Source organism: Lactobacillus taiwanensis DSM 21401, from assembly GCF_001436695.1.
Lineage (GTDB): Bacteria > Bacillota > Bacilli > Lactobacillales > Lactobacillaceae > Lactobacillus > Lactobacillus taiwanensis.
Genome location: NZ_AYZG01000001.1, coordinates 199,816 through 214,694, shown reverse-complemented (window position 1 = coordinate 214,694; position 14,879 = coordinate 199,816). Strand labels below are relative to the sequence as shown.

Annotated in this window: 10 protein-coding genes and 1 pseudogene; 5 read left to right on the top strand and 6 right to left on the bottom strand. The window is 34.0% G+C overall.

All coding sequences use genetic code 11. The features are described 5' to 3' along the window. Window positions 1-36: 36 nt before the first annotated feature. A pseudogene (locus FD18_RS10375) lies at window positions 37-219 on the bottom strand (MurR/RpiR family transcriptional regulator); the annotation flags it as partial. Between the two features lie 103 nt (window positions 220-322). After that, a complete protein-coding gene (locus tag FD18_RS01050) occupies window positions 323-1,234 on the bottom strand; it encodes a hypothetical protein (protein ID WP_057718135.1) in 912 nt (303 codons plus the stop codon). 120 nt (window positions 1,235-1,354) lie between these two features. On the opposite strand from FD18_RS01050, the gene FD18_RS01045 reads away from it, so the two are divergent. The 4 genes from FD18_RS01045 to FD18_RS01030 all read left to right on the top strand — a co-directional run bounded on the left by FD18_RS01045 (window position 1,355) and on the right by FD18_RS01030 (window position 8,483). Further along, window positions 1,355-2,725: an MFS transporter gene (locus FD18_RS01045; protein ID WP_057718134.1), complete on the top strand. Its 1,371-nt coding sequence runs from the start codon at window positions 1,355-1,357 to the stop codon at window positions 2,723-2,725. 94 nt (window positions 2,726-2,819) lie between these two features. Beyond that, window positions 2,820-4,769, top strand: coding sequence for a M13 family metallopeptidase (locus FD18_RS01040; protein WP_057718133.1), 1,950 nt, complete (start codon window positions 2,820-2,822; stop codon window positions 4,767-4,769). Between the two features lie 145 nt (window positions 4,770-4,914). Beyond that, window positions 4,915-6,621 (top strand): hypothetical protein, encoded by a 1,707-nt coding sequence (locus FD18_RS01035; RefSeq protein ID WP_057718132.1) that lies wholly within the window; start codon window positions 4,915-4,917, stop codon window positions 6,619-6,621. Between the two features lie 203 nt (window positions 6,622-6,824). Beyond that, entirely contained in the window at window positions 6,825-8,483 is a 1,659-nt protein-coding gene (locus FD18_RS01030; protein ID WP_057718131.1) for a phosphoenolpyruvate carboxykinase (ATP), read from the top strand. A gap of 83 nt (window positions 8,484-8,566) precedes the next feature. Here FD18_RS01030 and FD18_RS01025 read toward each other — a convergent pair whose 3' ends face one another. The 4 genes from FD18_RS01025 to FD18_RS01010 all read right to left on the bottom strand — a co-directional run bounded on the left by FD18_RS01025 (window position 8,567) and on the right by FD18_RS01010 (window position 14,472). Beyond that, window positions 8,567-10,618 (bottom strand): KUP/HAK/KT family potassium transporter, encoded by a 2,052-nt coding sequence (locus tag FD18_RS01025; RefSeq protein WP_057718130.1) that lies wholly within the window; start codon window positions 10,616-10,618, stop codon window positions 8,567-8,569. 150 nt (window positions 10,619-10,768) lie between these two features. Then, the gene (locus tag FD18_RS01020; RefSeq protein WP_057718129.1) at window positions 10,769-12,766 is read right to left on the bottom strand and encodes a KUP/HAK/KT family potassium transporter; all 1,998 of its coding nucleotides are present in this window, start codon (window positions 12,764-12,766) and stop codon (window positions 10,769-10,771) included. Between the two features lie 138 nt (window positions 12,767-12,904). Next, entirely contained in the window at window positions 12,905-13,324 is a 420-nt protein-coding gene (locus tag FD18_RS01015) for a hypothetical protein (RefSeq protein WP_057718128.1), read from the bottom strand. 86 nt (window positions 13,325-13,410) lie between these two features. Continuing rightward, window positions 13,411-14,472 (bottom strand): hypothetical protein, encoded by a 1,062-nt coding sequence (locus tag FD18_RS01010; protein ID WP_057718170.1) that lies wholly within the window; start codon window positions 14,470-14,472, stop codon window positions 13,411-13,413. Between the two features lie 176 nt (window positions 14,473-14,648). On the opposite strand from FD18_RS01010, the gene FD18_RS01005 reads away from it, so the two are divergent. After that, window positions 14,649-14,858 carry a DUF1659 domain-containing protein gene (locus tag FD18_RS01005; protein ID WP_057718127.1) on the top strand — a complete coding sequence of 70 codons (210 nt, stop codon included), beginning with the start codon at window positions 14,649-14,651 and terminating at the stop codon, window positions 14,856-14,858. Window positions 14,859-14,879: the final 21 nt, after the last annotated feature.

The following is a 14,879-nucleotide window of genomic DNA, read 5'->3' as shown; positions in this document are numbered from 1 at the left end:
AGATCAACGTTGAAAAACGAGATTATCAACTCTTTTTTATTGTCTAGCAAAACCAATTCTAACTGAATATGCATCCAAAAAAATGCGGGTCATGATTTGTAAAGGTAATCGAGAGCGCACTTCATAATCAGGAAAATAGTTGGTTTTTGACATGTAGCCCATAAAAGTTAATGTCGAAAGAGAAGCAAGCTGTCCATTAGGATTAGTAGTAAAGGATAGTAAAATTCATTTACAATATTTGTCTAATACGGTTAAATTACTTACTCACCAAGATTTTATTGAAAAATTGAAACAAGCTAAGATACCAAAAGAGATTAAGGCATTATTCGTATCTGAGTCTTAGACGTTTAACTATTAAGTAAACTAACAGACTAATTAAAACTAAACTCAATCCTATTAAAGATAATTTTATATTAGGATTGGATTTAGGTTTTTTATTATTTTTTTTAGAAGTATGTTTTATATTATTTTGGTGAACTTTTTTTGAATGTGATTGATAATTTGATTCATTTACGTAAGAAGAATTTGTGGAGGAAAGCTTATCAACTGAGTGATTATAATTTTCTTCTTTTATTTTATTGGGATCATAGCCAAAGTATTTTTTAAATAGATAAAGAGTGTGATAATCCGGTCTATAATTGATTGCTTTATCGGAAGAAAGAGGATGACCTAGAAAAGCCATATAGGTATGATACAGATCATGAAGATCGGGATTTCCATGATCATCTATGCGTAAACCATCTTCATTAAATTTGGGATTGGAAGTATCTTTTTCTGTATGTGTATTTTTGGAATGGTTTGTTGCTTCTTGTCTTTTTTTATAAGTTTCAGAGGTGGTTTTAACCATAGTGCATTTAATTTCAGTTACTCCACTTTTATTTTTCCAATCTACTGGAAGCATAGCCGATGGATTACCAACAAAAGTATAACCATCAATATGAATTGGATTAATACCACCCTCATCAAACATTCTATGGGGACTATCAGTATAACCGACTTGAGTAGATAATAAAAATCTTCCTAGATATTCATTGGTATCTTGATCGTATACTTTTGCATAAAGCTTCTGTACGCTACGTTCGTGTGTTGAAGATGTTTGAGTTTCTTGAGCTGAATTTGTATCTTCAGCATATACAGTTACACCAGAAAATATACTTAAAGAAGCTATCAAAAGTATGATTGAATAAAATATTTTATCTATGTGGATTTTGGGTGGTGAAATAAATTTTTTCATAATCTTTTCTCCATTTATTTGTGATGTAATTCATAACTCTATTATCCAAGAATGAGTAAAAAAAGACTAGAATGAAATATGAGAGATACAGCCTATTTATGAGAAAAAGGAAGATTAAAAATGGCTAAAAAGGTTTCACCACGCATAGTATTGGCTATCTTATCCGCAGGGATGCTATCATTTTTAGAAATTTTAGATGAAACAGCTACAACGGTTACTTTTCCTATCCTAACTAGAGAATTTGCAGTTACAACTGATCAAGTGCAATGGGTAAATACCCTTGTATTATTAGTAATTGCAACAATTGTACCAATTAGTTCCCAGATTAGATTAAGGATATCAACTAAACATATTTTTATCTTAGGTGTTTTATTGTTTGCTTTAGGATTGATAATTGATATTATTACGCCGTCCTTTGATTTATTACTGCTAGGACGTGCGTTCCAAGGTGTTGGGACTGGAATTGGATTACCGCTAATGTACAATATTATTTTAACGGAAGTGCCTAAAGAAAAAATTGGCTTTATGATGGGAATCGGAACAATGATTACTGCGTGTGCAGTTGCCTTTGGACCGGTTTTTGGCGGAACTATAACTGATATTTTAAATTGGCGTTGGATCTTTATTATCTCATTAGTTTTAATTTTAATTAGTTTACTAACGGGAACGTATTCAATTGAACAAATTAATTCATTGCAAAATGTAAAGATTAAGTATGGGCAGTGGTTTTCACTAGCTCTAGCTTTAGTCTGTCTCATGTTAGGCTTTACTCAAATAGCAAAGTATCAGTTTTTGTCAATTCAAGTTGCTGGATTTTTAGCATTAGGTATTATTAGTTTGTTAATTTGGATAAAGATATCTTGGTCGGATAAAAATGCGCTTATTAGCCCGCAACTATTCGAAAATTTCAATTTTAGTATGCAATTAATTGCCTATTGTTTTGCCAAAATTGCTACGTTAGCGTTAGGGTTTATTTTTCCTATTTATGTGCAAACTGTTAATCATGGATCAGTATCTCTTGCTGGCTGGATAACCTTTCCCGGAGCAATAATTAATGCGCTAATGGCAGCTTTAGCTGGCAAACTACTTGATAAAAAAGGAGCAAGACTACCAATTATTATTGGTGTGTGCGCCAGTTTGATTAGTTTGATTTTGATGAATTTCTTAGCGCCACTTAGCAATTTAGAAATTGTTTTCTTGTATATTCTTTATTATGGTGGCTATGGGATGTGCTTTGGCAGTTTATTGACTAGTGGCTTACTTAGTTTAGGTAAAGATAATCATGCTCAAGGTAATGCTATTTTTAATACGCTGCAACAGTTTTCTGGGGCACTGGGAACGGCACTAGCTGGTACAATGATTGCCTTGGCACAAAATCAAAACTATAAAAATAGTACAGCAATTGGATCCAAATGGGCTTTTATGATCTTGCTAGTTCTGATAATTATTAATTTGCTTCTGACAATTGTCTTTGTACCAAAGAAAAAATAAAGATAAAAAATTATGTTTTTAATAATAGACTAAAAATTTTAATAATGATATCATTTAGTTAATTACTTATGATTTATAAGGAGGAATTTTATTAATGGCATTATTCAATGTACGCGGTGGTGCTGGTGATATCACTAAGCCAGATCTTAATGCAAAACCACAAGATAATCTTTATTTAGCAGTGAATTCTGAATGGATGGAAAAAGCAAAAATTCCTTCAGATCGTTCAAGAATCAGCTCATTTGATGGTATTGACTTAAATATTGAAAAGAATTTAATGCAAGATTTTGCTGATTTTGCAGATGGTAAAAAGAAGTTGCCAGAGGTTCCTAATTTTGAAAAAGCAGTAGAACTTTATAAGATCGCTAATAATTTTGACAAGAGAAATGCAGATGGTGCAAAACCAATTAAGGCTGACCTTGAAGAAATTACTAGTTTACGCAATTTAGCTGATCTTAACTTAAGAGCGGCTGATTTTTACAAGAATGCGTTTGATTTACCAATTAGTGTATCGGTTGATGCTGACATGAAAGATACAAAGGTTCATGTAGTTTATGTTGGTGGACCTGGCTTATTCTTACCTGATACTACTACTTACGATAATCCTGCGGCAGCTGACCTATTGAAGGTATTACAAGATCAATCTGAAAGCCTATTGAAGATGGCTGGTGTAAGTGAAGCAGATGCCAAGAAATATGTAGAAGATGCTTTGAAGTTTGATAAGAAACTTTCTAAAGTTGTTAAGTCATCTGAAGAATGGGCAGATTATCCTGCAATGTATAATCCGATGTCCTTAGATGAATTCGAATCTAAATTTGATAGCTTTAAAGTTGATAACTTCTTAAGTAACTTATTTGCTCAAAAGCCAGATAAGGTGATCGTAACTGAACCTAGATTCTTAGACCATGTTGAAGAATTACTTAATGAAGATAACTTTGATGAAATTAAAGGCTGGATGGTTGTTAAATTCATTAATGGTGTAGCTGCATATCTTTCTCAAGATTTCCGTGAAGCTGCATTTCCGTTTAGTCAAGCTTTATCAGGTCAACCTGAATTATCTTCTGGTACTAAGCAAGCTTATCGCTTAGCTAACGGCATGTTTAGTGAAGTAGTTGGTGTTTACTACGGTCAAACTTACTTTGGTGCTGAAGCAAAAGCTGATGTCGAAGATATGATTCATAAGATGATTGACGTTTATGAAAAACGTATTTCTGAAAATGAATGGTTATCTGAAGATACTAAGAAAAAAGCAATTGTTAAGTTGCGCGCCTTAATTTTGAAGATTGGTTACCCAGAAAAGATCGAAAAAATTTACGATCGTCTTCAAGTTACTTCTGAATCAGAAGGTGGCAGTCTTTACTCAAATGAAAGTGCCGCTGCTGTTGAATCAGTTAAGTACAACCTTGAAAAATTAAACGAACCAGTTGATAGAACTGTTTGGTTAATGCCAGGTAACTTAGTAAATGCTTGCTACGATCCACAAAGAAATGACATTACTTTCCCAGCAGCAATTTTACAAAAGCCATTCTACGACCTGAAGCAATCACGTAGCTTGAATTATGGTGGTATTGGTGTCGTTATTGCGCACGAAATTTCACACGCATTTGATAACAACGGTGCTAAGTTCGACGAATTCGGTAATTTGAAGAATTGGTGGACTGACGAAGACTTTGCAGAATTCAAGAAACGTACGCAAGACGAAATTGACTTATTTAATGGAATTGAATATGGCCCAGTTACCTTAAATGGTAAGCAAATTGTTTCTGAAAATATTGCAGACCAAGGTGGTTTAACTGCAGCTGTTGAAGCAAATAAGGGCGAAAATGGCAACATGAAGGAAGTATTTGAAAACTTCGCTCGTGTTTGGGCAAACAAGCAACTTCCTGAATCAATTAAGACACAAGTCTCAGTTGACGTTCACGCTCCTGGTCCTGAAAGAGCTAATGTTCAATCGCAATGCCAAGAAGAATTCTATAAAGCATTTGATGTAAAGCCAGAAGATGGTATGTGGCTTGATCCAGAAAAACGTGTTGTAATTTGGTAGGAATTAAATAAGGATTATTAAGAATCAAATGGTACGAAGCTATTTGATTCTTTTTTCATGGTTTGCAAAAAAAATTCGTTAATAATATTATGAATTGGTATTCTTAAAATAAAGAAATATTTCTAAAATTAGAAAAGGTTAGACAATGTTAGAAAAAATAAGGAATAACAAATTCTGCCAATTCATCTGGCCGTATCTTTTAATTGTCTTAGCTACTACAATAGTTATTTCACCGCAATTAATCTCGCACACTATTTTAGCTAGCGATGACACTGCTGATACTTTATTTCACTATAGTCGTTTTTATGATGCAGGGATGCAAATTAAAACTGGAATTTTCAGTATTTTTCAGACGAACTTTACTTTTCAGCAGAGTGGAAGAATAATTAATGCTATTTATGGACCATTATTTGCTTACTTTAATGGAATTCTAGTGCTTATTGCTGGTAATTGGTTTAACTATCAGATTATTTTAACGTATCTAATTTCGTTGTTAGGTGCTGGGAGTATGTATTACTTACTTAAAAAAGTAGGTATTAATAAGCTTTTAGCAACTGTCATTGGAATTATTTATATTAATATTGGGATGATTCCAGCATTTATTAACCGCAGTTCGTTTAACGGTTGGGGTCAAGCTTTAATGCCATTAGTTGTTTTGTGCGGCGTACGCATGATTCAAGATAAAAGGCAGCCAATTAACTGGATTCAGCTGATGTTAGTAATGAGCTTACTAGTACAAGTTCATGTTTTAAGTACATTAATGGCAGCATTGCTATTAATTCCATTCTTTGTTTGTTCATTAATTATCAATAACAATTCAAAAAAAGTTTGGATACCTTTTATTAAGGCTGTTGTTGGTACAGTTGTTTTATCTGCAAATATAATCGGTGCTTTTTTAGTCTTAATGCCTAATAATCATTTAGCTGCTAATACTGAGTTTGACTTATCCCGTGGCGGTTTGCGGCCGCATATGCTTTGGCATAATGAATATGGAACAGCCTTTGCTTATATTTTGCCAATCTTTGTCTTATTGATTATTGCACAATTTGTTTATGCAGTAATGCATTATAAGCGAGATAAGTTGAATGCCTTTGTAACAGTTTGGGGAACAATTTTATTAGGGTTATCTTCATTTGTTTTTCCCTGGGGATTAGTACAAAGAGTATTTCCAAGTTTGAAATCCTACTTCCAATTTCCATTTAGATTAACGGTAGTAGCTTATCCATTAATTCTTTTAGGGATGGGACTAACTGTTAATTATTTACTGAAGCAAGGAGTTAAGCCAAGAGTAGTTGGAATTAGCTTAGTGACCATTCTTCTTTTGGAAGCTGCAATACCAAACCTAATAACTAATCACATTTTCACAGTTGCTTGTACAAAAGATACTACTGTTCAACAAGTAGCAGATAAATCGAATGACAGTGAGATGTTAAATATGCTTAAGTGGCATTACTTGCCTGATTATTTACCGACTAAAGATAAGTCGATTGATCAAAATGCAGCTTATCTATACAAAATTAATGTTGTTAATCAGTGGCAAAAATATCGTCACTATGTAACTAAAAATGGTGACTTGATTTTATCTTGGAAGGGAAAAGAATCTCGTGATATTGTCTTACCCGTTGTTTTATACAAACAGAGTGAGTTAACTGTGAATAATAAAAAATTCTCAGGAGCTAAAAATGTAATTGGTAACCCAATTATTTATCAAAAACGGGGATTAAACCATGCTACTTTACGTTTTATAGTACCGACTTGGTTCTATATAGTGAGTGCAATTTCAATGATGTCGTGGCTTGCAGCTGTCGTCTTTTTAATATGGAAAAATTTTATAAATGGTAAAAATAATTAATTAGAGTAATTTTTAATCATATATAAAAGCAGAATCTTGATGGGATAAACTCATCAGGATTCTGCTTTTTGTTTGTACTGGTTTACTTACTATTAATATCAATTTATTTTTCAAGTCTTACATAGCGATAGCTAACTTGTTATGTTATGATTTAACTGTAATAATTGGAACCGCTTTCTATGGTTTCGGAGGAGGAAAATAAGTTGAGTACACAAGAACGTTATTCTCATGATGAGTTAAGAAAAGCTAACAAGAAATTTAGTCGGGTTCGTTCTACTATTGAATCTGCCTTTTATGGCAACAATGTACACGAAGTAACTAGTGTTGCTGAAGCTTATAATTTAGCTAAAAAACAATCTGGTGTTATTGAAACTGACCTACCAATTTTGCATACTAAGGAATTAGGCTTGCCACAAGGTGCAAAGCAATTGGTTTATAACCATGGTAAAATTTTGGGTAGAACAGCAAGTGCACGTCACTTTGTTGACGATCCAAAAGAGGATCCTGAGGCATTAGCAGGCAATTTACGTGAAGATATTTATAAGGGCCATGATCAAAAATTCTTAAAAGCAACAGTTTTAGTAGGACTAGATCCAAGCTTTACTGTTAAAGCACATATTATGATGCCAGAAGACCAAGCCTTTAACTTGCTCTCATATATCTTGAACTTCCACTTCTTTGATGAAGAAGCAGAAAAGATCTATAAGAAGTCGAAATTATATGATGAAGGAGATATTTACTTCTACTTTGATCCAAATACACAAGATGAAGACTATCCAAAGGGCTTTGGTGTCTTTGATGCTCCACATAACTGTGCTGCAGTCTGTGGCTTACGCTACTTCGGTGAATTAAAGAAGGGTACTTTGACTCTTGCTTGGGCTATGGCTCATAGAAACGGTTATACTGCTTGTCACGGTGGTGAAAAGTCATTCCACTTTAAGGATAAGGATGATAAAGTATTTGCTTTCTACGGCTTATCTGGTTCAGGTAAATCTACTTTGACTCATGAAATGTATGATGGTAAATATGATATTACTGTTTTGCACGACGATGCATTTATTATTTCTCGTGAAGATGGTTCTTCAGTAGCATTAGAACCTTCATACTTTGATAAGACGCATGACTATCCAGCAGGTCACCACGAGACTAAGTACTACACTACAATTATGAACTGTGCTGTTACTCAAGATGAAGATGGCAAGAAAGTTATTGTTACTGAAGACTTACGTAACAATAATGGTCGTGTTATTAAGACACGTTATACTTCACCACATAGAGTTGACTATGAAAGTGCACCAATTACAGCTTTATTCTGGATTATGAAGGATGGTTCATTACCACCAATCTTAAAGGTTGACGATCCAGTTTTAGCTACAACCATGGGACTTACTTTAGCAACTAAGAGAACTAGTGCTGAAAACTTGCCTAAGGGCTTTGATATGAATACCTTAGTAATTGAGCCATTTGCAGATCCATTCCGCGCTTACCCAGTATCTGGTGACTACTCCGACTTTAAGGAATTATTTACTAAGCGAGGAGCATCTTGTTATATCTTAAACACAGATGCATTCATGGGTAAGGATATTCCAAAGGAAGTAACTAAGAAGTTAGTGGAAGATCTTGCTAATGGCAGCATTAAGGATAGCGACTGGAAACCATTTGGTAACTTCAAGGGTGTATCATACTTACCAATCGAAGACTATGAAGTTCACTTGGATGATCCAGAATATCAAAAGACTTTAGCTAAGAGAATGCAAGATCGTTTAGATTGGCTTAACAAGTATGATGAAGAACATCCTACTCAACCAATCCAAGCTGAAGCTAAGGAAACTTTAGAAGGCATTATTAAAGAATTAAGTTAATAATTTAAATATTCCTCTATAATTTTTATATTTGAACACTAAAAAAGACATCCCGATTGGGATGTCTTTTTCGTATCTATTTATTACTCTTTAAGTTCGCCTTCAGCTTGAAGTTTCTTTTTAATAACTTCAAATTTCTTTGGAGCAATTCGAGTAATGTGTTGTCTTCTTTGATTTCCTAAAATTAATGGAACACGTTCGATGACTGTGTCAGCGTAATCTAAACCAAACCATGAAGCTGGGTTAGATGAAAGGTTCTGTAACCATACACGTGCTTCTACTAGGAATTTTTCATAACTACGTAGTTGAGTTTGAGGACTAATTACATCGTTAACAATAACAAATGAGAAGTCACCAACATCTCTACCAGGAGTGGTGGTGTATTCTTGTGGTTGAGATTCAATTGTTCCATCGGCGATTAAATCATGAACAATTTGACGCAAGTAAACATTCACACTGGTTTGTTGCTTGAAACCAAGGAAAAGTTGAACGTTAATTACGTTCTTAGTACCATAAGTGTTAACAGCATATTCAGCAGTAAATGGTTCATTAGTAACGTTTACCGTTACAAACCAATATGCACGTGCACGCTTTGGACGTTTATCCAAAATAGAATAAAGAATTTCACGTTTAATGAACTTATTATATTTAACTTTTGCCATATAAACTAAGTTAGTAGCGAAAGTAGGATAATCCTCGTCATGACTTAAGTTTGTTAGCATATCAACGTATTCATCAAGTCTTACGTAAGCATTGCGTGATTCACGCTTGTCTCTAATTTTATTACCATAGAACCAAACGTACATAATAACGCCGATGAAGCCGGCAATTACTAATGAAACGTAACCACCATGCATGAACTTGCTCAAGCTGGCTAACATAAACATTACATCCAAGAAGCCAAAGAAAATTAAGAAAATCCAGTTCCAAATTGTATGGACGCCTTTCATTGCTAACCATTCATAGAGCAGAATTGTTGTCATTAACATTGAGATGGTAATTGACAAACCATATGCTGCTTCCATGTGAGCAGAAGTTTGGAAGAACAAAACAATCGCAATTGTTGCAGCACAAATCATCTTATTAACAGAGGGAATATAAATTTGCCCTTTCTTAGTTGAGGGATACATAATATTCATTCTTGGTAAAAATTTCAATCCACTGGCTTCAGCCACTAAAGTAAATGAACCAGTAATTAAGGCTTGTGAAGCAATAACGGCTGCAATAGTTGCTAAAACAATAGCAGCTAAACGAATATTTTGTGGAATGATTTCAAAGAATGGGTTGAAATCACCATTTCCAGCATTGTAGTTAGGATTGTTTAAAATCCAAACACCTTGACCAAAGTAGTTAAGTGACAAACAGACGAAAACATATGGCCAAGAACCGATAATATTACCTTTACCAACGTGTCCTACGTCAGAGTACAAAGCTTCAGCACCAGTAGTAGCAAGGAAGATAGATCCTAAAATAAAGATCCCAGCCTTGTTATATGGACTAAATAAAAGCTTGATTGCATAGTATGGGTTAAGAGCTTGTAAGATAGAAAGATCGCCCATCATGTTCATTAAACCGATAACACCTAGGAAGGTAAACCAGATAAACATGATTGGACCAAATGCTTTACCAATAATACTTGTTCCCATTCTTTGAATCGAAAATAGGATTAACAAAATTACTACAGTAATTGCAATAACAGCGCCTTGAGTTGAAACTGGAACATTGCCATGACCAAATTCAATTCCCTTTAATCCTTCAATAGCAGTTGTAACAGTAACTGCAGGAGTTAAAGTACCATCGGCTAAGATCGCCGCCCCACCGATTAAAGCAGGAAGCACTAACCATTTTGCTCGTTTACGTATTAAAGTATAAAGAGCAAAGATACCACCTTCACCGTGGTTGGTTGCTTTTAATGCAATAAAAACAGTTTGCAGTGTCGTTAATAATGTAACTGTCCAAAGCACTAAAGAAATAGAACCAACGATAAAGTCACGATTTACATTTGCAATTCCGCCGTTTCCGGCAACAATTGACTTCATAACGTATAACGGACTTGTTCCGATATCACCGTAGACAATGCCGATAGCAATTAGTAAGCCCGCGGCCGATATATTTTTCCGTGTTTTTTCATTCATTTTTATTCTCCCAATAGATAGCCAAAATGACTAAATATCTAAATAACGTAAAAAAGAATGCCAAAAAAGGGACATTCTTCTTTAAACATATCTATTTTCATCTATTTATGCAAGAGTTGCAAGTATCTGCAAGAGAATAATTAAAAATAATTATCTTAGTTTAGTTCTATGAATAGATTTAATATCTTGAGATCCTAAAATTAAAGGAACTCGTTCAACTACAGTATCAGCATATTCTAAGCCAAACCAGATGGCTGGATTAGAGGATAGATTTTGAAGCCAAACGCGACTTTCAACTAACCATTTTTCATAGGTGTTAAGTTGAGTTTGTGGACTAATTACGTCGTTAACAATTACGAACTTAAAGTCACCAACATCTCTCCCAGGAGTGGTTGTATATTCTTGTGGCTGAGATTCAATAGTGCCGTCTTTGATTAAATCATGAACAATTTGGCGTAGATAAACATTAACTTTTTGTTGCTGTTTAAATCCTAAATAAAGCTGAACATTAATGACATTTTTTGTGCCGTAAGTATTAACCGCGTATTCAGCAGTAAATGGCTCGTTAGTAACATTTACAGTTACGAACCAATAAGCATGAGCTCGTTTAGGTCGTTTATCTAAGATTGAATAAAGCATGTCGCGTTTGATAAATTTATTGTATTTAACTTTTGCCATATAAACTAAATTAGTAGCATATAGCGGGACGCTATCATCATGACTTAAACTACTTAACATATTAGTGTATTCATCTAAACGGACATAAGCATTTTCAGCTTCCCGCTTATCACGTACTTTATTACCAAAGTACCAAACGTACATAATTGCACCAATGAAGGCAGCGATGATAACTGTAACGTAACCGCCATGTAAAAATTTGGCTAAGCTAGAAATTAAAAACATAATTTCAATTGCACCAAAAAGTAACAGAAATATTAAGCGCAAACTCAAATTAATTTTTCTCAGTGATAGATATTCAAAGAGAAGAATTGTTGTCATAAGCATTGTTACGGTAATTGCAAGACCATAAGCAGCTTCCATGTGTTCAGATGTTCTAAATAAAAAGACAATTCCAATTGTGGCAACACAAAGCATTTTATTGATTGAAGGAATAAATAATTGTCCCTGTTGAGTAGAAGGATAAATGATTTTCATTCTTGGTAAAAACTTTAAGTTGCTAGCTTCAGAAACTAAAGTAAATGACCCCGTAATTAAAGCTTGCGAGGCGATAATTGCGGCTAAGGTGGCCAAGATTATAGCAAAAAATTTCCATTGGCTTGGTAGGGCTTCAAAAAAGGGATTAAAGTCAGTTGCTCCAGCATGATAGTTTGGATTTTCTAAGATCCAAACACCTTGCCCAAGATAATTTAAGGCTAAGCAAACAAACACAAAAGGCCATGATCCCATAATATTGCCTTTACCTACATGTCCAACGTCGGAATAGAGTGCCTCAGCCCCTGTAGTAGCTAAAAAGACTGCTCCTAGAATTAAGATACCAACTTTGTTTGCTGGGCTAAATAAAACTTTGACAGCTAAAAGTGGATTAAGTGCTTCAAGTAGTGACCAGTCATGACTTAAGTTCATGATTCCAGTTACTCCTAAGAAGGTAAACCAGAGTAGCATGATAGGGCCGAAAGTCTTGCCGATAATACTAGTTCCCATTCTTTGAATAGAAAATAAAAACAGCAAAATAATAATTGTAATCATAATAACGCTATTTTGATTAGGAAGAGGAATGTCGTCGCCGAATTTCATGTTTTTAAGACCTTCAATGGCTGTTGTTACAGTAACTGCTGGTGTTAAGGTTCCATCAGCAAGTAATGCAGCTCCTCCGACTAAGGCGGGGATAACTAGCCATTTTGCTTTTTTTCTAACTAAAGCATAGAGTGAAAAGATCCCGCCCTCACCATGGTTAGTTGCTTTGAGAGCGATTAAGACATATTTAACTGTTGTTAAAAGCGTTATCGTCCAAAGAATAAGTGAAATGGAGCCAACAATATATTCACGGTTAACATTGGCAATACCACCATTTTCGTTTACGATTGCTTTCATAACATATAGTGGACTTGTACCAATATCACCGTAAACAATTCCAATTGAAACTAAAAGTCCTGCTAAGGTAACTTTTTTACGTAGATTATTATTCATATTAGCTTTCCTCTGAAATAAATTGTTAATAATATTTCTGAATAAACAAAAAAAGAATGTATCATACGATACATTCTTTTTTGTTAGCACTATTTTGGCCCATTAAAAACCAATATGCAAATAATAAATTGTGATTTTTTATGAAAGAGTTTGTTTAATTTCGTTACGACGATCAGTGTACCATTTGTCCCAATCTTCGTAAGTCTTCATGTTTTGTGGATCTACGCCAGTTTGTTTTTGGATATTGTTAAGCATATCTATAAAACGTTCTGCATGAATGTTTAATACGTGCTTAACTAAATTTTGACGGCTGAAGGCCATATTATTAGTTAAGTAAGTATTGATTTCGATAACGTCATGATTACCATCGTAAACGTCCATGATTTCAAGATCACTTTCGTCAAATTTTGAAATGTAGAAGTTAGCAAATGTCTTTAAGTAATCCGGTTGTTCTTTAAATTCAGTAGCAGGCATTTCTACACGATTTGCTTCTGGCATAACTACTTCAAATTCTTCTTTTTCTTGAGTTTCTTCGGTGTTCTTCTTGTCTTCAGTCAAAGTTAAGAGCTCCTTTACTGTTTAGCTGTACAAAAATTCAATATAATCTTACATTGAATTGCAATCAAAAGCAAATTTTATCGGGCTTATTTAAAGTTCTCTACATCTTGCTTAGTATATGAGTCAATTGTGGTATGACCGTTGTTGGCAGCTGATCTCATGAAGTCGACAACTTTTTGATCGGACCAAGAACTAGTATCAACACCAATTGAACTTAACTGGTTACGAGTTTGAGAAATTACACGACCAGTAACTGTTTGTCCGCCAACCATCATGCTATCGTTATTTGAATTAGATGAGGAGTTACTGCTGGTATTGTTATTATTAGCAGATTGATTACTGCTTGAAGCATTTGAGTGAGATGATTGTTTATTTGAAGCACTATTGTTTTGAGTATTAGTATTACTTGAATTAGTTTGGTTAGAACTGTTATTGCTGTTAGTACTTGTAGAGTTAGATTTTGTAGATGAGTTAGAGTTTGAGCTAGCTTGTTTATTTGAAGAAGTAGCCTCATCTTCATCATTAGCATCTAAGTTATCGGTATCGATATCCTCATTAACATCTTCACCGTTCAATCTAGCATTAGCAACTTTACGCAAATGCTTTACGTTCTTCTTTACTTTCTTATAATATTTGCTATTAATGTAGGGCAGATCTAAGATTTGGTCGCAAGAATCAATGGTTGATTGGTAGTTCCCATCGCGATAGCTAATCTTTGCCTGCTTATATAAAGGATTAATATCATTTTTGATATGATCTTGCACCTTATTAATGGTCTTGTAGAGCTTTGCAGCTTGCTTAGTCATTACAGAGTAGCCATTAGTCTTATTGGCAACTTTGTCTAACTCACCAAGAGAATCTTTAAATTCGTATTCTCGAATTTTTTCTTTAGCATCTTTCATATTGCCAGCTTGATCTGCATAGGTCTTTGATTCAGAAGTAGCCTTTACATCATGTGCATCTTCAAACTTTTCTTCAGCTGCTTCATATTGTTGACTAGAAGCAGCATCTTTTCCTTGGTTCATGTAAGTAGTGTACTTATCTGAACCACTATTAGATGAATTATTTGATGATGTATTTGAACATCCAACTGCTAAAAAGGTAATGAAGAATGCCGTAATGGCCACTCCGAGTTTTGATCGTTTCATCATTTTTTTCCTCCTATTAAAAATGAATTTATCCTACTTAAATTATACCAAATTTCATGTATAACAATTTTTTAGAAAAAGTTGGCACAAATTACTGAGATAAATCGTTAGTAATAGTGTAAGGCAATTCACCGGTGATGACTTACAAAAAATATTTATAAATTAGGAGCATAAAAATGGAATTTATTTTAAAAGATCAATCAGTTCAATTTACTTTTATAGGTGAGAAGTACAACAATGGTAAGAAAAATAAAATTCTGAAAAATGTTAAAAAGCAAGTTAAAGCTGAAGACATTATGAAGGTGGGCAAAGCTTTATCTAGCCTTCAAAAAGATGCAGGAATTCAAAAAGCTAGATTAATTTCATATTCAGATATTCAAAACTAGAAATTATCTATTTTATAAATC

Bases quoted from the DNA above. Each gene is read 5' to 3' on its own strand.
- FD18_RS01050 (WP_057718135.1), bottom strand. From the start codon at position 1,234: ATGAAAAAATTTATTTCACCACCCAAAATCCACATAGATAAAATATTT.
- FD18_RS01010 (WP_057718170.1), bottom strand. From the start codon at position 14,472: ATGAAACGATCAAAACTCGGAGTGGCCATTACGGCATTCTTCATTACC.
- FD18_RS01035 (WP_057718132.1), top strand. From the start codon at position 4,915: ATGTTAGAAAAAATAAGGAATAACAAATTCTGCCAATTCATCTGGCCG.
- FD18_RS01040 (WP_057718133.1), top strand. From the start codon at position 2,820: ATGGCATTATTCAATGTACGCGGTGGTGCTGGTGATATCACTAAGCCA.
- FD18_RS01025 (WP_057718130.1), bottom strand. From the start codon at position 10,618: ATGAATGAAAAAACACGGAAAAATATATCGGCCGCGGGCTTACTAATT.
- FD18_RS01045 (WP_057718134.1), top strand. From the start codon at position 1,355: ATGGCTAAAAAGGTTTCACCACGCATAGTATTGGCTATCTTATCCGCA.
- FD18_RS01005 (WP_057718127.1), top strand. From the start codon at position 14,649: ATGGAATTTATTTTAAAAGATCAATCAGTTCAATTTACTTTTATAGGT.
- FD18_RS01020 (WP_057718129.1), bottom strand. From the start codon at position 12,766: ATGAATAATAATCTACGTAAAAAAGTTACCTTAGCAGGACTTTTAGTT.